This is a genomic window from Rhodococcus sp. APC 3903 (genome assembly GCF_030407755.1).
Taxonomy (GTDB): Bacteria; Actinomycetota; Actinomycetes; order Mycobacteriales; family Mycobacteriaceae; genus Rhodococcus_F; species Rhodococcus_F erythropolis.
The window spans coordinates 117,033-134,467 of the sequence record NZ_JASDCV010000014.1; the positions used below are offsets into that span (position 1 = coordinate 117,033).

The window sequence follows — 17,435 nt, forward strand, 5'->3', positions numbered from 1 at the left end:
TTTCAGGACTTTCCGCAGAAAGTCTCAACTCAAACTTCAGACCCGTCTGCGCTAAACGGGGGTCATGCGTGACAATGGGTTCGTGAACGAAGCCGATCAGCATGCACCGCAGACCCCTGACACGGGGCAGACGGACCACGCCAAGGGGTCCCGTCTCCATCCGAGAGTGACCAGCTTTCGCTCTCGCCGGGGTGCGCTGACCGACGCGCAGCAGCAGGCTTGGGACCGTCAGTGGCCGCTCATCGGCGCCGACGTCTCGGACACACCGCTCGACGCGAACGCCTGGTTCGGACGCGAGGCACCCCTGATCATCGAGATCGGTTCGGGTACCGGCACCGCGACGGCCGCTATGGCCAAGGCGGAACCGCACGTGAACCTGATCGCGATCGAGGTGTACCGCCCGGGGCTCGCGCAACTTCTCCAGCAGGTCGAGCGTGAAGAGATTCCCAACGTCCGCGTACTACGCGGTGACGCGATGGACGTACTCGAGAACATGGTCGCCCCCGAGTCCCTGACGGGCGTCCGGGTGTTCTTCCCGGACCCGTGGCCCAAGGCTCGCCATCACAAGCGTCGCCTCCTGCAGGGGCCGACGTTCGCGCTGATCGCCAACCGCCTCAAGCCCGGCGGAGTCCTGCACGTGGCAACCGATCACGCCGAGTACGCCGAATGGATCGAAGAAGCCGGCAATGCCGAGCCACTGCTGACCGCACTCGACTGGGAGTCTCCGATGACCCACGAGCGTCCGGTCACCAAGTTCGAGGACAAAGCCCATAAGGTCGGTAGTGCAATCACCGAGCTTATATGGGGGAAGATCAGAGCATGAGCGTCAGCGAACAGCTATCCGACGACGTGACGTCGTCGGAATCTCCTCTCGACTTCGGTCGTGACTCCCGCCACCCCAAGCGGGTGCTTCTGGTCTGGGACGCCCCCAACCTCGACATGGGCCTCGGCGCCATCCTCGGTGGCCGGCCTACCGCCGCCTACCGGCCACGATTCGACGCTTTGGGTCGTTGGCTGCTCTCTCGCACCGCCGAACTGTCCGCACAGAACAGCGGCACGCTCGAGCCTGAAGCGACCGTCTTCACCAACATCGCTTCCGGCAGCGCCGACGTCGTTCGTCCTTGGGTCGAAGCCTTGCGTAACGTGGGTTTCGCGGTGTTCGCCAAGCCGAAGGTCGATGAAGACAGCGATGTCGATTCGGACATGCTCGAGCACATCGCGCTCCGGTACGGCGAGGGCCTCGCCGGAATCATGGTCGCGTCCGCCGACGGCCAAGCGTTCCGCGAACCTCTCGAGGACATCGCAGCAACCGGTATCCCGGTCCAGGTTCTCGGGTTCCGTGAACACGCCAGCTGGGCTGTGTCGTCCGATATCTTGGACTTCGTCGATCTCGAGGACATCCCAGGTGTCTTCCGTGAGCCTCTGCCACGGGTAAGCCTGGACACCCTGCCCGACGAGGGCGCCTGGTTGCAGCCGTTCCGACCGCTTTCTGCCCTGCTCATCGGGCGAAAAAGTGTTGCCGAGTAGGAGTTGATCAGTGTTCGCCAGCTGGGGAAGCATCGTCTATCGAGCCCGCTTCACCGTCATCGCTGTCATGGTGGCGGGGCTCCTCGGGCTCGCTGCGTACGGCCTGAGCCTGCAGGATCATCTCAGCCAGAGCGGCTGGGACGATCCGGGGTCGGAATCGGTAGAGGCTGCAAAACTCGCTGACGGCACGTTCGGACGCAGCACGACGGGTGACGTTCTGGCGCTGTACACGGCGCCGGAGGGCAAGACCGTCGACGACCCCGAGTTCCAAGCGAAGGTCATCGACAATCTGCAGCGGCTCGTCGCCGACAACCCCGACCAGATCATGAAGATCAACGGCTCGTACTTCAAGGTCGACAACGGTCTCTCGGTGGCGGCCCTGGCGGACAAGACCAAGCAACACGCGGTCACCAGCATCGCGATCGCCGGCGACAACGACACCGCGGTGTCCAACAACTTCCGCGACGTCGAGTCGCAGTTCTACATCGACGGCGTCGACGTGCAACTCGCCGGCCTGCAACCTGTCGCGAATTCGCTCAACGACACGATGGCCAACGACATCAAGCGCATGGAAATGCTCGCAATTCCCGCCGTCGGTGTCCTGCTGTTCTTCGTCTTCGGTGGCGTCGTCGCTGCAGCCCTCCCGTTGATCGTCGGCGGTCTGACCGTCATCGGCGCCAACGGCATCATTCGACTGATCACCAACTTCACCGAGGTCAACGCGTTTGTTGCGCCCGTGGTCTCTCTGGTCGGCCTGGGTCTCGCGATCGACTACGGACTGTTCATCGTCAGCCGTTTCCGAGAAGAGATAGCCGAGGGGTACGACACCCCGACCGCAGTACGCCGAACGGTCATGACGGCGGGTAGAACGGTCATGTTCTCGGCGACCATGGTTGCCGTCAGCCTCGGCGGTCTGCTGTTGTTCCCGCAGGGCTTCCTCAAATCGGTGGCTTACGGCGCCATTGCTGCCGTGATGCTTGCCGCGATCTCGTCCATCACGATTCTTCCCGCTATTCTCGGCATTCTCGGCAAGCGGATCGACGCGCTGACCTTCAAGAAGCTGCGCCAGACCAAGACCAACGAGGAAATCGAGAACGGTTTCTGGGGCAAGCTCACCCGCTGGGTCATGCAGCATCCGCTCAAGGTCGCGGTCCCGATCGTCGCGGCTCTACTGCTGATGATCATTCCGCTGACGGGCATCAAGTTCGGCGGTATCAACGAGACGTACCTGCCCCCGGACAGCCCCACGCGTGTCGCGCAGGCGCAGTTCGACGAACTCTTCCCAGGTAATCGCACCGAGCCCGTTCGACTCGTCATCGAGGGAGCGGACAACACCACTCTCGGTCAGATTTCCAAGACCGCAAACGCTGCGCCGGGTCTGGTCGAGAAGTTCACCCCGGAGGTTGCGACCAAGGACGGGGTCAACGTCCTCAAAGCCGGTCTGACCGAGCGCAACGAGGCACGGCCCACCATCGACTATCTTCGATCCGCGGATTGGCCCGAGGGCACAACTGTGCTCGTCGGCGGTACTCCGGCCATCGAGCAGGACAGCGTCGACGCGTTGCTCGACCGTCTGCCGCTGATGGTCGTATCCGTCATCCTGCTGACGACGCTGCTGATGTTCTTGACGTTCGGTTCGCTCGTCCTGCCCATCAAGGCTGCGTTGATGAGCGCGCTCGGCCTGGGTTCGACGCTCGGAATCTTGACCTGGATCTTCATCGACGGGCACGGTTCCGGTCTCTTGAACTTCACGCCGGGACCGATCATGTCTCCCGTCCTGGTGTTGATCATCGCGATCGTCTACGGCCTGTCGACCGACTACGAAGTGTTCCTGCTCTCCCGCATGGTCGAAGCGCGAGCGCAGGGCGCGAGTACTACCGAATCCATCCGAATCGGCACGGCACATACCGGCCGGATCATCACCGCTGCCGCACTGATTCTGATCGTGGTCACCGGTGCATTCGGCCTGTCCGATCTGGTGATGATGAAGTACATCTCGTACGGCATGATCTCCGCGCTGATCATCGACGCCACGCTGATCCGAATGTTCCTGGTCCCCGCGACCATGAAACTGCTCGGCGACGACTGCTGGTGGGCCCCGGCCTGGATGAAGCGGATCCAGCAGAAGATCGGGCTGGGTGAGCCGATCCTCGACAACGAACTTGTGCTCGCAAACGTCCCGCAGATCGCGCCCGTCGGTGCGATCGCCGGACCGGGTCAGCCGCGCAAGATCGAAGCGGCCTCGCGGGTCATGCCGCCGCCTGCCCCGGCTGCACAGCCGGAAAGCGGACCTCGTGTTCCCGATCCTCTCACCGAGCCCATTCCGCTCAGCGAAATGACGATCAAGGCACCGAACACGGATGCACCTGCCGCGGAGAAGCCGGCACCGCGACGTCGTCTCGATATCGGGAGTGCAGCCAGCGCGCCCCAGAACTTGATCGAGGCACCGGTCCCCAATCCTTCGTACCGACCGCAACCGAACACCACCGACAAGCGGAGAAACCCGACGCCCGCTGCGCCGGCCGAGCGTCCCATCGAGAGTTGGTTGTCGGACCTGCGGGCTCGGGAACAGACTCCCCCGGCCTCACGGCCGCTGCCGGTGGTCCGGACGCCTTCGCGTACTAACGGTTCGGCAAGCAGCGGTTCAGGTACCAACGGCTCGAGCCGGAATGGCTCTGCAAACGGTGCTACCAACGGTTCTGCAACAAATGGCGCTGCAACAAACGGCTCGGCCCCGACCTCGGTGGAGGCGACCCCCCAGTCGCCGCCTCCACCGATCGCTCCGGAGCGTCGTCCCACCGAGCCCCGAGTCTCGGATGCCTCTGACGGCGACGACAACGCCACCGGCAGGCACCGACCTGACGACGCAGGCGCCATCAGTGTCAGCGAGCTCATCGCTCGCCAGAAGCGAAGCTGACTCATGATCCAGAAGCGGAGCTGACCTGCTCCTGCTTGGCGAAGGCTCGTGCATAACGAGTCCCGACCAGCAGGAGCAGCAAGCCGACCACCAGGAAGGCAGCGCTGCGCACCAGCCCACTGAGCGTGGCCAGGTCGAAGAGGAACAGCTTGGCCACTGCCGCGCTGGTGAGAGCAAGACCAGCTCCGAGCAAAACGCGAGCATGCTGACGGTTGTTCAGGCCGAGCACCAGCGCTGACGTGGCGGCAAGCATCCAGACGATGGTTGCAACGCTGTGCCCGGCAACAAATCCGGTTGCACTGTCGAAGATTTCGACGCCGGATGAGACGAGCGCACACGTCACCGCGTAGAGGACACCAAACCCTGCGGCCGCCCATAGAACCGCTGCATTCGAATCGGCGATCAACTTCAGTCGGTGAATCGCCCACACCAGCATCACCAGTGCACCTATCGCCGTCAGGCTCGAGAGTGCCGTGATCGCACCGAGTTGCATGGATGCGGCACGGGCAGTCGTCAACGCTTCCGGCGGAACCGTCGTGAGGTATCCGATCGATCCGATTGCCGCAAAGGCGGTTCCGAGGGCGAAGACGAAGCGCGAACCCGCATACAGCGAGACTCCGAGGAAGATCATGCCGACGGTGAGGACCAGCGGTACGACCAGAGATTCCGTCGCCCCGGACAAGCAGCACAGCAACAATGCAAGAGCGCCGGTTGCGCCCAGTCCGAATCGCAGTTGCGTCGGCAAAGGCTTGGCTGCCGCTGCAGCGGAAAGTAGTAGTAGCGCTGCAATTCCGTACAGCACTGCGGATTCGGTGCGCCCGAGCACGGCCCCGACGCTCATCAGCGGAAGGGACGAGACAACAAAGGTAGCGGTGGACCACGCCCCTGCAACTCCGCCGCGCGAGGGCGAACCCGTCCACTGCATAGCCATCGCGCAGCCCGCGCCCACTATTGCAACCACGCCGGCACTGATCACCAATTGCACTGCACTGTTACCGGATTCGCTGAAGATTGCATTCGACGCTACCGCTACGAGCAGCGCGAGAACCACGGGTACGGTGCGCGCCATACCCAGGTACTTCCAGTCACGACCGAGCTGGGCGGAGAATGTCGCCGACTGGATCGCGAAGAGGAAACCGATGAGGGTCAACGATATTCCCGACGTCAACACGGGAGCCAGCACCGCTGCGCCCAGAACGATCATGAGTGCCAGTGATTCGGAATCCCATTTCACCGCCAAAGCAACCCCGGCCGCGGCAATCCCGAAGGCAATCACCACCGCGAGCGGCGTCGTCACCCAGCCGTAGAGAACCGAGGCCGCGACGACGTCGAGGTACATTCCCGCAAAACCGGTGGCGGCCAGAGCAATCGCTCCCACTTTGCCGCCTGGTCGTCCGTGGACCCGCACCCCGGCAAACACCAAGGCGCCGGAAAGGAGTGCGCCACCGAGCACCCGCAGCGGCGGTCCGAAGAATCCGGCCTGCGCTGCAAGTACCAGCAGCATCACGACGCCGATCAGTGTGACGGCAACACCGGCCGCGGCCAGGAGTCGACTGATGACACCGTCGCGTTGCCACCAGGGCTGGCGAGGTGCGGCAACCGGATACGTCGGCGGCTGCCAGGTGGGCACGTTCTGCTGAGGACGCATTGGCGGCATCTGTGGCGCCGGAGCTGCGGGTGCCGGAACTACCGGCATGGGCGGGGGAACAGTAGCCGAGGCCAGCTGAGTCTGCAGGATCGACAGGTTCTGGCCCATGTGACGCAACTGCCGGCCGATGCTGTCGCACTCGGCCGAGAGGGCGGTCACCAGTCGCGGATCGACGGCGGGAGAGCTCGGTGTGGTCATGGCTACGAGCTTGCTGCGTGGCCGAGCCGATCAGATGAGTAGTACTACTCGATCAGCCTGGGGAGTTCTCGTATTCAACTGAGGACACCTTCGACTGACGGCACCATCGACCGACTGCACCATCGACCGACTGCATCATCGACCGACTGCATCATCGACCGACAGGGAACTATCGCCGAGGCGCTGCATTCCGCAATCGTTCGGAGAGCAACCGACCCGAAGTGTGAAGCGGAGCGGGATCCTGACGCGCCCGAGCGAGGACAAGCGCGCCCTCGAGTGCGGACAAAGCGAGAATTGCCTCGGACTCTGCGTCTTCGCGGGACCAACCGTCGGCTTCGAGGCGCTGAGCCAGCAGCCCCAGCCACGAGTTGTACCCGTCCGCACAAGCACCACGGATGACCTCGGATTCGGTTGCGGCATCCAGTGTTGCCGTAGCCAGGGCGCATCCACGTTCGTAGTCCGAATCCGACAAACGTGCAGCCAGTGCGGCAGCAAATGCGGAGATCGCGGTGGCGGCATCGGGTGAGCTCTCCAGGAGATGCCGGATGAAATCGGCCATTGCCTCACCGCGTCGCCTCAGAGCCTCGCCTGCGAGTTCTTCCTTGCCACCGGGAAAGTGAAAGTACAAGGACCCCTTGGTGGTCGCGCTCGCCGAGAGCACTTCCGACACACCCGTTCCCGCGTACCCCTTCCGCTGCAACAAGTCAGCAGCGGCATCGACCAACAAATCCCTCGTAGACATAAGTTCAACATACCGATCAGTACACATATCAACAACACTTGAAGTGCATAAATCGCCAAAACCTTGCATCACTAGACCGATTGGTACATGATTCGAGAATTGAAACCGGAGCGCAGCCAACGACGCTCACGACGGCAAAGGACCAAATCGATGTCACCGAATTCCGCAAACCACACCACGACGACCGTCCTCGGACCGGACGTAGATCTTGCCGGGACTCTCGCGGCCACCGGCGTCCGGATGATGGTTCGAAGCAAACAAACCGAGGGAGGATTCTCTCTTGTACAACACCGCATCGCTCCGCATTCGATGACCTCACCGGTCCATCGCCACAGCCGCGAAGACGAGTACACGGTGGTTCAAAGTGGCCGCGTCGCAGCGATGGTCGGAGACGAGGTCGTCTACGCGGAGACTGGCGCCATGATCTTCAAACCGCGTGGCCAGTGGCACGCCGTGTGGAATCCCGACGACGCTCCAGCACGGATTCTCGAAATCATCACGCCCGGAGGGATGGAAGACCTGTTCGAACTGATGCCGAAACTACTGGCCGAAGCAGGTTCCGCCGCGGAATCGGTTGCAGCGCGGGTAGAAGCAGATTTCGGGATCGAATTCGATCTCGTTGCCACCGCCGAGATCGCACAGACGCACGGTGTGGGATTCGGCATCGAAAGTCACTGACCGACTGCCAGCACCTACCGATCAAAGGAAGATTCATGCTTGTACTCACCGGAGCAGAAGACCTCAGCGCCAACCTGAACCAAGAGTTGGGCGTCAGCGACTGGCACGATGTCACGCAGGAGTCCATCGACGAGTTCGCCCGGGTCACCGGCGACGATCAGTGGATTCACGTCGATGTGGATCGCGCGAAGGAGTCACCGTTCGGTGGAACGATCGCGCACGGCAACTACACGCTCTCACTCGGCCCCATGTTCTCGTATGCGATGTTCTCGCTCGAGGGTTTTGCGTTTGCTCTCAACTGCGGATTCGACAAGGTCAGGTTGCCTGCTCCGCTTCCGGTTGGCTCTCGCGTTCGCATGCGTGCGACGTTGAGCAAAGTCGAACCGATCAATGGCGGCGTCCAGATCACGGTGACCCAGACATTCGAACGAGAACACGGTGACAAACCCGTGTGCGTCGCCGAGATGTTGACCCGCGCGTATCACTGAAAGGTCAGGAGCCGAACATCTTTCGGATCGTGGTACCGAAGGGATGCTTCGCGGTGACACTGCCGAATCGCACCTTGCCGTGCACCACCAGGTGCAGGGGACCCATCTGCGGGCCGGAACGAACCTTGTTCGACGCGCTTCCCCCGACTGCCTCGACACCGTTCATGTCCACCGTCGCCTCTTCAGGAACGATCAGTGAGATCGAACTGGCGTAGTCGTCGATCGAGATGTTCACGACCTGCGTCTGCATCACAGCGCGCGTGAAATCGATAGTCACACTGGACATTCTGGTATCGACCACGACAGCGGGAGGAACGATCCATGCGCCGTTCCGCGTCACCGTCGCCATTCGTCCACGAATCACGGCAGCATTTGCCGTTCCGTAGTTACCGACAACCGGAGCGCCGACGGGAGCGCGGTAAGGCGGGCTCGGGTGAACCGGCGGCGGTTGGGGTTGGTACGTCGGCGCAGGATACGGCTGGCCTTGGTACATCGGCTGACCTGCATTGGGATACGCGGGTGGGTCGTAGTCGGAGATCAGCGTGATGCCCGGAAGGTCGGCGAGAACCGAGTTGAGCTCACCTCGCGTCTTTGCAGCCAAGGCAGTGTCCATGCGCTCGGTGAACTCACCGAGCGAGAGCATCCCTTGACCGACAGCTTTCTGCAGCAGCTCGCCGACGTGCTCTCGTTCGGCATCGGATACGCGTAGATTCCTGGCCTCCATGATTTCCAGGATAAACGTTATTCGAGACCTTGTTCTATCGCGTATCGCGTGAGCTCGACGCGATTGGCCAACTGAAGTTTCCGCAGCGTCGCCTGGACGTGGTTTTCGACGGTCCGGTGGCTGAGCGAGAGCCTCGTGGCGATCTGTTTTGCGCTCAGCCCCTTGGCGACAAGACGGAGCACTTCGGTCTCACGGTCGGTGAGCCGAGGCAGCTCGGGTGCGCGATCGTCGGCCGGTGCCGTCGACATCCGGCGGTACTCGCCGAGCACCAATCCGGCGAGGCCGGGTGTGAAGACGGCTTGTCCGTCGAAAGTCGCTCGCACGGCCTCGAGAAGTTCCGCCACCGAAGCACTCTTGACCAGGTAACCCGACGCTCCGGCTTTGACCGCGTCGAGGACGTCGTCACGCTCGGCGGAGGCCGAAAGCACCAGTACCTTGCTCTTCGGCGAAACCTCGAGCACCGCGGTGGTGGCGTCGGCACCGTTTCCGTCCGGCAGGTTCATGTCCATCAGAACCACGGCCGGTTGCACGGCGGCGGCTCGGCGGCGCGCACTCTCGACACCCTCCGCCGTGGCGCTCACGGTGAAGCCCGCGGCTTCGAGGTCCCGGGAGACACCGTCGCGCCACATCGGGTGATCGTCGACGACCATCACCGTCACCGGATTCTCGCCCTTTTCGTCAGCCACGCTCACTCTTCCCCTTCGGAACGTTGATCTCCCATTCGGTGCCCTCCCCCGGCCCCGTTTGCAGGACTGCAGTTCCGCCGAGCACCTGTACTCGACCGAGAATGGACTTCGATACTCCCATGCGGCCTTCGGCCTCGGCCTGCGCCAAGCGACCTTCGGGGATTCCGACGCCGTCGTCGCGGACACTGACGATCACCTCGTCCGGCAGATCTTCGAGCAATACGTACGCCTTCGCCGCAGGACCGGCGTGCAGCCCGACATTGGACAGGGCATTGTCGACGATGGCTGCCAGTTCGATGGCTCGATCGCGCTCGATCACGACCGGGTGCGCGGGCGTCGACACCGACACCGACGTGCTGGCCTGCGTGGTCAGCAGCGGACACAGATCCACTGTCTGTCCGCCGACATCTGCCGCGGCACCCGAAACCTGCTCGGAAATCAGCATTCTCAACGCGACCTCCTGCTCGCCGGCCAGCGCGGCCAGCTCAGCTGCCTCGCCGCCGAGTGCGGCTCCTCGCCGGCGCACCATCGCCAGCACCTGCAGAACGCCGTCGTGCACTTCGCGTGCCAATCGTTCGCGCTCTTCGGTAGCCGCCGCCAGACGTACGGCCTGCTCGAGTTGTCGATGCGAGCGCCGAGCGGTGGTGGTGGCCAAGCCCAACGCCAGGCCGACCGATACGAGCACGGGAGCCGTCGCATCGCGCCAGAGGTCCAGGTTGACCTGGTCGCGGATGATCGCGCTGGCCGCCGAGATGACAACTCCGGACGCCATACCGAGCCACGGCCCGCCGAGAATTGCCGCGGAGATTACCGCGTTGGTGGCCCACAGCGTGGTGGGGAGCGTCTGGTGATTCTGATACCACTCGTGGTCGGAGACCAGCCTCGTCGACGCCATCAGCAAGATGACGACAACCTGATCGGCGATCACCACCTGGTACCGCGGCAGCTTCTTCCCGAACAACGCACCGGAGGTCCCGAGCAACAGTGCCGACACCCCGGTCCACACGGCCATCAGAGCGACGAAGAACCAGCTGAGCCGGGAGTTGGTGTAGTCGGAGGCCGAAGCGAACTGGTAGCTGATCGCGTACACCAGCGTGACGAGCCGAAATGCCTGCGCCGCCCGCCACAGCGGGGCATCAGGGTCGGTGTCAACGCCCGACGCCTCGCGAACGGTCGGCTGATAGTGCAGCCGACGACGGCGGGTGGGCTCAGTCATCGGGAGGAGTGGGGTTCACGATGCGAGGCTCGGCGCGCGGCTCGTCGGGTTCGGCGGGGAACAGTGGGGTCTCCGGATCTTCGACGTGCAGTTCGGCGTACGCGATGTCCGGGTCGTCGGCGAGGAGGGAACGAATGGCGGTATTCAGGACCGCGACGATCGGAACAGCCAAGAGCCCGCCGACGATTCCGGCGAGGACGATGCCCGTTGTAATGGCGAGAACGACTGCCAGCGGATGCAGGCGAACAGCGCGACCCAACAACAGCGGTTGCATCACGTGCGCTTCGAGCTGCATGACGCCGATGATGATGCCGAGGACGATCAGTGCCGTCAGGAAACCCTTCGTGACCAGAGCGACAAGCACCGCGAGAAAACCGGTCAGAAATGCACCGACGATCGGGATGAACGCGCCGATGAACACCAACGACGCCAGCGGCAGGGCGAGCGGCACGCCGAGAATCGCCAGGCCTGCACCGATACCGATCGCGTCGGCGGCGGCAACCGCGACCGTGGCGCGCACGTAACCGATCAGCGACCCGAAACCTGCAGAACCGGCGATCCGCACGCGACGACGAGCGTCGGTGGGAACGATCCGGGTGACGAACTGCCAGATCTGGTCGCCGCCGTAGAGGAAGAAGATGAGAGTGAACAGCGTCAGCAATGCCCCGGTGAAAATCTCGCCGATGACCGTCGCCGTGGTCAAGGCGCCGCTGGTCAGGGACTCACGATTGGATTGCACCGACTTGACGACCGAATCACCAGCCTGGCGGATCTGGTCCTCGCTGAAGTGCAGCGGTCCGCTGGTGAGCCAGTTCTGAATCTGCGTGACGCTGGCCGTGAACTGGTCGGTGAGCTGGGGCAACCCGTCGATGAACTGCTCGACGACAAACGTCATGATTCCCGCGACCAGTCCGATCGAGGCAAGCAGAACGACGATCACGGCTGCCGAGCGGGGAACTCCCCACACCTGTAGCCGATCGACAACCGGAATCAGCAGAGCCGATGCCAGTAGAGCCAGCCCCACCGGGATGAGCACGGTCTCGAGGCGCAGAACCACGTATCCGAGAACCAGTAGCCCGGCAAAGATCACGATGAGGCGCCACGACCATTCCGCCGCGATGCGCACGCCCGGGTGCACCGCCCGAGCGTCGGCGGAGATGGGTTTGTTCATCCTCGAAGCTCGCTCCGCACGCCCCCTGTTTGCGTTCACCTCGCGAGCCTAACCGGACCGGCCGACACAGGTGAGCGGACCAATAATCGGACGCGCGTACCAACACTTCGAGCTCTGCCAGCTAAATTGAACCCTGTGCGGGCCTCATACAGAGCAATAGCGGTGACCATCCGCAGCCGGTGGCCCCTCTATATGCTCTCCATGCTCGCAGCCAATCTGATCGGCGCGGTGCTGGTCTTTGCCTTCGTCCGGTACGGCGTTCCGATCCAGGAGTCCGACGCGATAGTTGCCGACCGTGTCCGCAACTTCGCGATCTTCGGCGTTTACCTGGCATTCGCCGGTGCCGTCAGCCTCACCGCGGCGGCCATGATGTTGAAATCGGTCATCCGTTGGCGGCTGCGCGGGGGTCCGCCGACGAGGTCCGAGCAGATGGCGGCACTTCACGCGCCGCTTCGCCAGGCCATCGTTCACCTGGTGCTGTGGATTCTGGGCGGCATCATCTTCGTGTTCCTGACCATCACCGAGATGCCCGGACTCGCGATCGCGGTGATCGTGACGGTCTGTATGGCCGCGACCACGACCTTCGGGTTCACCTACATGCTCGGTGAGCGCATTTTGCGTCCGGTCGCCGCCCAGGCCTTGAGTGAGGGCGAATTCGATCGGACCATGGCGCCGGGCGTCGGAACCCGGCTGGCGATGACCTGGGGTCTCGGCACGCTGATGCCCGTCGCCGGCATCATCTTGCTGTGCTCGACGCAGCTCACGACGAATCTCGAGTTCTCCCCCGACTCGCTCGCGTGGGCGATCCTGCTCATCTCGATCATGGCGATCGTGCAGGCCTTTGCACTGTCGATGCTGACGGCTACTCAGATCTCCGATCCGATCCGACAACTGCGACGCGCCATCGAGCGAGTGCAGCGCGGCGCCACCGACGTACGCGTCGAGGTGTTCGACGGCAGTGAGATCGGCCGGCTGCAGGTCGGCTTCAACCGCATGATGAAAGAGTCCGACGAGCGTCGCTTGCTGCGTGAGCTCTTCGGCCAGCACGTCGGCGAGGACGTGGCCCGCCGCGCGCTGAAGTTCGGTACCGAACTGGGCGGCGAAACTCGATTCGTGGCAGTTCTGTTCGTCGACATGGTCGGATCAACCGGTGCCGCGGCCGAGCGCCCGCCGGGCGAAGTGGTCGAGCTGCTCAACGAGTTCTTCCGTGTGGTCGTCGACGTCATCGATCGCCACCACGGTTTTGTCAACAAGTTCATGGGTGATGCGGCGCTCGCCATCTTCGGTGCACCACTCGATCGACCCGACGCTCCGACGGCAGCCCTCGCTGCGGCTCGCGAGCTGCGGTTCAAGCTCAACGACATCACCGGCCTCGACGTCGGAATCGGTGTGAGCGCGGGGCTCGCGGTCGCCGGCAACATCGGTGCTGCCGAACGTTTCGAGTACACCGTGATCGGCGATCCGGTCAACGAAGCATCACGGCTCACCGAGCTCGCGAAACTTCGGCCCAGCCGGGTGCTGGCGTCGACGAGCGCGCTGTATTTCGCCGACGAAGAGGAACAGGCCGAGTGGGAACTCGGCGAGCAAGTCCAACTGCGTGGACGCCGACGACTGACGCATCTGGCGTGGCCCGAAAAGTATCCAGAGGTCGATCCGGATCAAATTGGTTAGGGTGAGTCGATGGCTCAGCCTGGAAACACCCCACGGCGACTGAGACGACCACGCTCGCCCGTGGCCGAGACCAGTCGGGCCAGAGGGCGCTACTGGTGGCTGAAGTGGGTGCTCGGGATAGCGCTCATCGCCCTCCTGATAGCCGAAGGCGCATATCTCTGGCCCAGGCTAAGTGAGGCCTGGCGGGTCCTGACCGAAATCCATTGGGGTTGGGTGGCCGCGTGCGTCGCGGCCCAACTCATTTCACTCAGCGGTTACGCGTCCGTTCAACAACGTCTGCTCAACGCCGCTGGTGTAGTTGCCGGTCACCTCAAGAACCTCTCGGTCATCTATGCCAGTACGGCAATGGCGCTGACGTTGCCTGCCGGCCAGGTCTTCTCCACTGCATTCACGTACAAACAGACTCGAAAGTGGGGCGCTACCCCGGTTGTCGCATCCTGGCAGTTGGCGATGTGCGGTGTCATCGCCGCCGCGACGCTGGCACTACTCGGCGCTACCGGCGCAGCGGCGTTCGGCACCAAGGTCAGCCCGGTGACGCTCACAATTTCGATCGTGGGCATGGCAGCACTGTTTCTGGCGTTGCGATACATAGCCCAGAATCCCGGCAGCATCGAGCGCATCGGACACCGAGTTCTGGCGCTGTACAACCGTTCTCGCAATAACCCGACCGGACGCGGTATGCACCGTTGGTCCGAAATCCTCAAGCAACTGGATTCGGTCGAGCTCAGCCGCACCGACTCGGTCATCGCATTCGGGTGGTCGGCCATCCATCGTGTCGCCGATGTCGCTTGTTTGGGTTTCGCATGCTGGGCGGTGGGCGCGGAACCCTCCTTCGCGGGGCTCCTGATTGCCTTTACCGCCGCCAAAGCAGTCGGCAGCATTCCGCTGCTTCCCGGCGGGCTGGGCTACGTGGACACCGCACTGATCACCGCGCTGACGATCGCCGGTGCCAGTGGACCGCAGGCGATTGCGGCATGGCTTGTATATCGGTTGGTCAGCTTCATCATGGTCGCTGTCGCCGGTTGGATCGTCTTCTTGATCACGTTCCGTGCAACCCACCACGAAGACCTCGAGATGGACCTCGAGTTCGAACGCCGCGAACAACCCGGCGTCTAGCGTCGCAACGCTGCCGCCATGTCGTCGAGGTGTGCCCGGCTGATCCGTACCGCTGCCTCCGCGTCGCCGGCTTCGATGGCGTCCACCAACATTCGATGCTCGTCCGCATCCGGCTGACTGTGTGGATGCAGGTCCAGAACCGCGATCAACTCGATCAACGCGGCCCGCAGACGCGGCACAAAAGTCTCGAAGAGTTCCGACAGCACGGGATTGTGGGCCGCATCCACCACTGCCCGGTGGACGGCGATATCGGCGTCGACAAACGCTGCGTCTCCAGAGTGCGCGGCGGCAGTTCTACCGTCCAACGCCTGCCGCAGAGCCGCGACGTCAACGGCATCGCGGCGCTGCGCCGCCAGCCGAGCCGCTTCGATCTCGACCGCATTTCGCACCTCGACGACATGAAGAATCGCCTCGGCTTCGAGCACGCGCGGCCACTGATCCGGAGGCGTCGTACTCCGTAGGAAGACGCCGGCACCCTGTCTCGATTCGAGCATGCCGAGGCCCGCGAGGGTCCGCACCGCTTCCCTGATGGTGGACCGACCGATACCCAACTGCGCAGCCAAAGTGGTTTCACCTGGAAGTTTGGCGCCGACTTCCCATTCACCGCTCACGATCCGCGCTCGCAGCAACTCCGCAGCCTGGTCGGTGAGCAGCCGACGCTCGACGATCGGTGACACGTGAACTCCTCAGGTTGTCTGATAAGTGATTTCGTTCTAGTGTAGCCCGCATGGCTACAGGAGCACTCCTTCTCGACTGCCGCGGCGGGGCCTGACAGACCGGCACCCCTCCGCGGGGTTTCGCCATGCCGGTCTCTCGACTCGACCGCAGGAGAAACCGAAGATGAGTACTACCCGCGCCAACCGCTGGAACAACCAGAAGCCGTCACCCATGCCGTCCGAGCGCTATCGCGCCGCGTGGGATCGCGTCGACATTCCGACCTTCGACCGAACGTGGCCGTCCAATCGCACCACCGCGGCGCCCCTGTGGGTGCCCGTCGATCTGCGTGACGGCAATCAAGCCCTCGCAGAACCGATGGACCCCGAACGCAAGCGCCGAATGTTCGAACTGATGGTGGCGATCGGCTACAAGGAAATCGAGGTCGGCTACCCCTCTGCGAGCCAGACCGATTTCGATTTCGTTCGCGACCTGGTGCGGTTCGATCTCGTTCCCGACGACGTCACCATCGTCGTATTCACCGCCGCGCGTACGGATTTGATCGAACGGACGTACCAGTCGATCGAGGGACTGCCGAACGCGGTCGTCCACATGTACACCGCGACTGCGCCGACGTGGCGAAACGTGGTTCTCGGCAAAGAGCGAGAAGAGTTGCACGACATGATTTTCCGCGCGGCACAGGACGTGGCCCGTGGCGGCGAAGGCCACGACGGGTGGCGATTCGAGTTCTCCCCCGAGGTCTTCAACCTCACCGAACCCGATTACATCCTGCAGGTCTGCAACAGCCTCACCGAACTCTGGGACGCCAGTCCCGATCGCCCGGTCATCCACAACCTGCCTGCCACAGTCGAAATCGCCACCCCAAACATCTATGCCGACCAGATCGAATACATGCACCAGAACCTGGCCCGACGCGATTCGGTGATTCTCTCGGTCCACCCGCACAACGACCGCGGCACCGGGGTTGCATGTGCCGAACTGGCAGTACTGGCCGGCGCGCAGCGCGTCGAGGGATGCCTGTTCGGCAACGGCGAGCGCACGGGCAACGTCGACCTGGTCACACTGGGGCTGAATCTGCATGCACAGGGCGTCGATCCGGAAATCGACTTCTCCGACATCGACAAGATCCGTCGAACGGTGGAGTACTGCAACCGAATTCCCGTCCACGAGCGCCACCCGTACGGCGGAGATCTCGTGTACACGGCATTTTCCGGAACCCACCAGGATGCGATCAAGAAGGGCTTCGCCCATCACTACGAGAGTGCGGAGGCTGCCGGCGTCGATCCGGGATCGGCGCCGTGGGCAGTCCCCTATCTGCCGATCGACCCCGCCGACGTCGGCCGCGATTACCAGGCGGTGATTCGTGTGAACAGCCAGTCGGGCAAAGGCGGAATCGCTTATCTGTTGCAGACCGAGTACGGGGTCGAACTCCCCCGGCGCCTGCAAATCGACTTCGCCTCGCGGGTGCAGCTCGAAACCGACGACTCGGGCACCGAAATGACCGCCGACCAGCTGTGGAAACTGCTGCTGCGCGAGTACGGGTACAACGGAGGAGTGCGTCGGTACTCACTGGAACACACCGCCGACGGTGATCAGTTGTTCGTCGCCATTGATCGCGACGGACGCGAGGTCACCGCCGCCGCGAGTGCGTCCGGGCCGGTCGAGGCATTGAGCAAGATCCTGACGGAACAGGGCTCGGCCGTCGAGGTCGTCTCGCTCACCCAGCATTCACTGCCCCGCAACCCGGAGTCTTCCGGTAGTGCGAATTCGGCAGTCACCATCGCAGAATGCGTGGTGAACAGCGAAGGGCGCTGGGGCATTGCGGTGCATCAGTCGGTGACAGCGTCGGCGCTTCACGCCGTCTATGCCGCAAGCACAAACACTGTGATGCAGCTCACATGATCTTGCGGAAGGATTTCCTGGGGTCCATAGTTGAAGCTACAAGAACTTGAACATTCAACTACTTATTCAGGAGCTT

General features: G+C 63.1%; 15 protein-coding genes. 8 read left to right on the forward strand and 7 right to left on the reverse strand.

Features of this window, described 5'->3' with window-relative positions:
* Window positions 1-64: 64 nt before the first annotated feature.
* From trmB to QMA15_RS20585, 3 genes are read left to right on the forward strand one after another with little or no spacing between them, the layout of a single operon-like run.
* Complete coding sequence (trmB, locus tag QMA15_RS20575) at window positions 65-823, forward strand: tRNA (guanosine(46)-N7)-methyltransferase TrmB (RefSeq protein ID WP_019747110.1); 759 nt, start codon at window positions 65-67, stop codon at window positions 821-823.
* Entirely contained in the window at window positions 820-1,527 is a 708-nt protein-coding gene (locus QMA15_RS20580) for an NYN domain-containing protein (RefSeq protein ID WP_003945733.1), read from the forward strand. Before trmB ends, QMA15_RS20580 begins: the two co-directional genes overlap by 4 nt.
* A gap of 10 nt (window positions 1,528-1,537) precedes the next feature.
* Window positions 1,538-4,444, forward strand: a complete 2,907-nt coding sequence (locus QMA15_RS20585) for an MMPL family transporter (RefSeq protein WP_020906407.1) — start codon at window positions 1,538-1,540, stop codon at window positions 4,442-4,444.
* A 1-nt stretch (window position 4,445) separates the two neighbouring features.
* Here QMA15_RS20585 and QMA15_RS20590 read toward each other — a convergent pair whose 3' ends face one another.
* Both QMA15_RS20590 and QMA15_RS20595 read right to left on the reverse strand, forming a co-directional pair.
* Window positions 4,446-6,290, reverse strand: coding sequence for a DUF2339 domain-containing protein (locus tag QMA15_RS20590; protein WP_279163139.1), 1,845 nt, complete (start codon window positions 6,288-6,290; stop codon window positions 4,446-4,448).
* 169 nt (window positions 6,291-6,459) lie between these two features.
* Entirely contained in the window at window positions 6,460-7,032 is a 573-nt protein-coding gene (locus QMA15_RS20595; RefSeq protein ID WP_019747106.1) for a TetR/AcrR family transcriptional regulator, read from the reverse strand.
* 150 nt (window positions 7,033-7,182) lie between these two features.
* Between QMA15_RS20595 and QMA15_RS20600 the strand changes: the two genes are divergently transcribed.
* The gene (locus tag QMA15_RS20600) at window positions 7,183-7,710 is read left to right on the forward strand and encodes a cupin domain-containing protein (RefSeq protein WP_020968577.1); all 528 of its coding nucleotides are present in this window, start codon (window positions 7,183-7,185) and stop codon (window positions 7,708-7,710) included.
* Between the two features lie 35 nt (window positions 7,711-7,745).
* Window positions 7,746-8,198, forward strand: coding sequence for a MaoC family dehydratase (locus QMA15_RS20605; protein WP_019747104.1), 453 nt, complete (start codon window positions 7,746-7,748; stop codon window positions 8,196-8,198).
* 4 nt (window positions 8,199-8,202) lie between these two features.
* Here QMA15_RS20605 and QMA15_RS20610 read toward each other — a convergent pair whose 3' ends face one another.
* From QMA15_RS20610 to QMA15_RS20625, 4 genes are read right to left on the reverse strand one after another with little or no spacing between them, the layout of a single operon-like run.
* On the reverse strand, window positions 8,203-8,922 hold the full coding sequence (locus QMA15_RS20610; RefSeq protein WP_029254571.1) for a DUF1707 domain-containing protein: 720 nt from the start codon (window positions 8,920-8,922) through the stop codon (window positions 8,203-8,205).
* Window positions 8,923-8,939: 17 nt separating this feature from the next.
* Window positions 8,940-9,572 (reverse strand): response regulator transcription factor, encoded by a 633-nt coding sequence (locus tag QMA15_RS20615; protein ID WP_047269712.1) that lies wholly within the window; start codon window positions 9,570-9,572, stop codon window positions 8,940-8,942.
* Window positions 9,573-9,600: 28 nt separating this feature from the next.
* Window positions 9,601-10,824, reverse strand: a complete 1,224-nt coding sequence (locus QMA15_RS20620) for a DUF5931 domain-containing protein (RefSeq protein ID WP_003945490.1) — start codon at window positions 10,822-10,824, stop codon at window positions 9,601-9,603.
* On the reverse strand, window positions 10,817-11,995 hold the full coding sequence (locus QMA15_RS20625; protein ID WP_019747101.1) for an AI-2E family transporter: 1,179 nt from the start codon (window positions 11,993-11,995) through the stop codon (window positions 10,817-10,819). Before QMA15_RS20625 ends, QMA15_RS20620 begins: the two co-directional genes overlap by 8 nt.
* A 192-nt stretch (window positions 11,996-12,187) precedes the next feature.
* On the opposite strand from QMA15_RS20625, the gene QMA15_RS20630 reads away from it, so the two are divergent.
* Together QMA15_RS20630 and QMA15_RS20635 are read left to right on the forward strand one after the other, a co-directional pair.
* Window positions 12,188-13,666 (forward strand): adenylate/guanylate cyclase domain-containing protein, encoded by a 1,479-nt coding sequence (locus QMA15_RS20630; RefSeq protein WP_021343017.1) that lies wholly within the window; start codon window positions 12,188-12,190, stop codon window positions 13,664-13,666.
* Window positions 13,667-13,675: 9 nt separating this feature from the next.
* On the forward strand, window positions 13,676-14,782 hold the full coding sequence (locus QMA15_RS20635; RefSeq protein WP_069147045.1) for a TIGR00374 family protein: 1,107 nt from the start codon (window positions 13,676-13,678) through the stop codon (window positions 14,780-14,782).
* On the opposite strand, the gene QMA15_RS20640 is transcribed toward QMA15_RS20635, so the two are convergent.
* Window positions 14,779-15,459, reverse strand: coding sequence for a FadR/GntR family transcriptional regulator (locus QMA15_RS20640; RefSeq protein WP_007734477.1), 681 nt, complete (start codon window positions 15,457-15,459; stop codon window positions 14,779-14,781). The genes QMA15_RS20635 and QMA15_RS20640 overlap by 4 nt on opposite strands.
* Before the next feature lie 163 nt (window positions 15,460-15,622).
* Here QMA15_RS20640 and QMA15_RS20645 point away from each other — a divergent pair, with 163 nt between their 5' ends.
* Window positions 15,623-17,359, forward strand: a complete 1,737-nt coding sequence (locus QMA15_RS20645; protein WP_269577657.1) for a 2-isopropylmalate synthase — start codon at window positions 15,623-15,625, stop codon at window positions 17,357-17,359.
* The last annotated feature ends 76 nt before the right edge of the window (window positions 17,360-17,435 follow it).

Excerpts from the sequence above, each read along its gene's own strand:
- trmB (WP_019747110.1), top strand. The coding sequence starts at position 65 with ATGCGTGACAATGGGTTCGTGAACGAAGCCGATCAGCATGCACCGCAG.
- QMA15_RS20580 (WP_003945733.1), top strand. The coding sequence starts at position 820 with ATGAGCGTCAGCGAACAGCTATCCGACGACGTGACGTCGTCGGAATCT.
- QMA15_RS20590 (WP_279163139.1), bottom strand. The coding sequence starts at position 6,290 with ATGACCACACCGAGCTCTCCCGCCGTCGATCCGCGACTGGTGACCGCC.
- QMA15_RS20595 (WP_019747106.1), bottom strand. The coding sequence starts at position 7,032 with ATGTCTACGAGGGATTTGTTGGTCGATGCCGCTGCTGACTTGTTGCAG.
- QMA15_RS20600 (WP_020968577.1), top strand. The coding sequence starts at position 7,183 with ATGTCACCGAATTCCGCAAACCACACCACGACGACCGTCCTCGGACCG.
- QMA15_RS20605 (WP_019747104.1), top strand. The coding sequence starts at position 7,746 with ATGCTTGTACTCACCGGAGCAGAAGACCTCAGCGCCAACCTGAACCAA.
- QMA15_RS20610 (WP_029254571.1), bottom strand. The coding sequence starts at position 8,922 with ATGGAGGCCAGGAATCTACGCGTATCCGATGCCGAACGAGAGCACGTC.
- QMA15_RS20615 (WP_047269712.1), bottom strand. The coding sequence starts at position 9,572 with ATGGTCGTCGACGATCACCCGATGTGGCGCGACGGTGTCTCCCGGGAC.
- QMA15_RS20620 (WP_003945490.1), bottom strand. The coding sequence starts at position 10,824 with ATGACTGAGCCCACCCGCCGTCGTCGGCTGCACTATCAGCCGACCGTT.
- QMA15_RS20625 (WP_019747101.1), bottom strand. The coding sequence starts at position 11,995 with ATGAACAAACCCATCTCCGCCGACGCTCGGGCGGTGCACCCGGGCGTG.
- QMA15_RS20630 (WP_021343017.1), top strand. The coding sequence starts at position 12,188 with ATGCTCTCCATGCTCGCAGCCAATCTGATCGGCGCGGTGCTGGTCTTT.
- QMA15_RS20635 (WP_069147045.1), top strand. The coding sequence starts at position 13,676 with ATGGCTCAGCCTGGAAACACCCCACGGCGACTGAGACGACCACGCTCG.
- QMA15_RS20645 (WP_269577657.1), top strand. The coding sequence starts at position 15,623 with ATGAGTACTACCCGCGCCAACCGCTGGAACAACCAGAAGCCGTCACCC.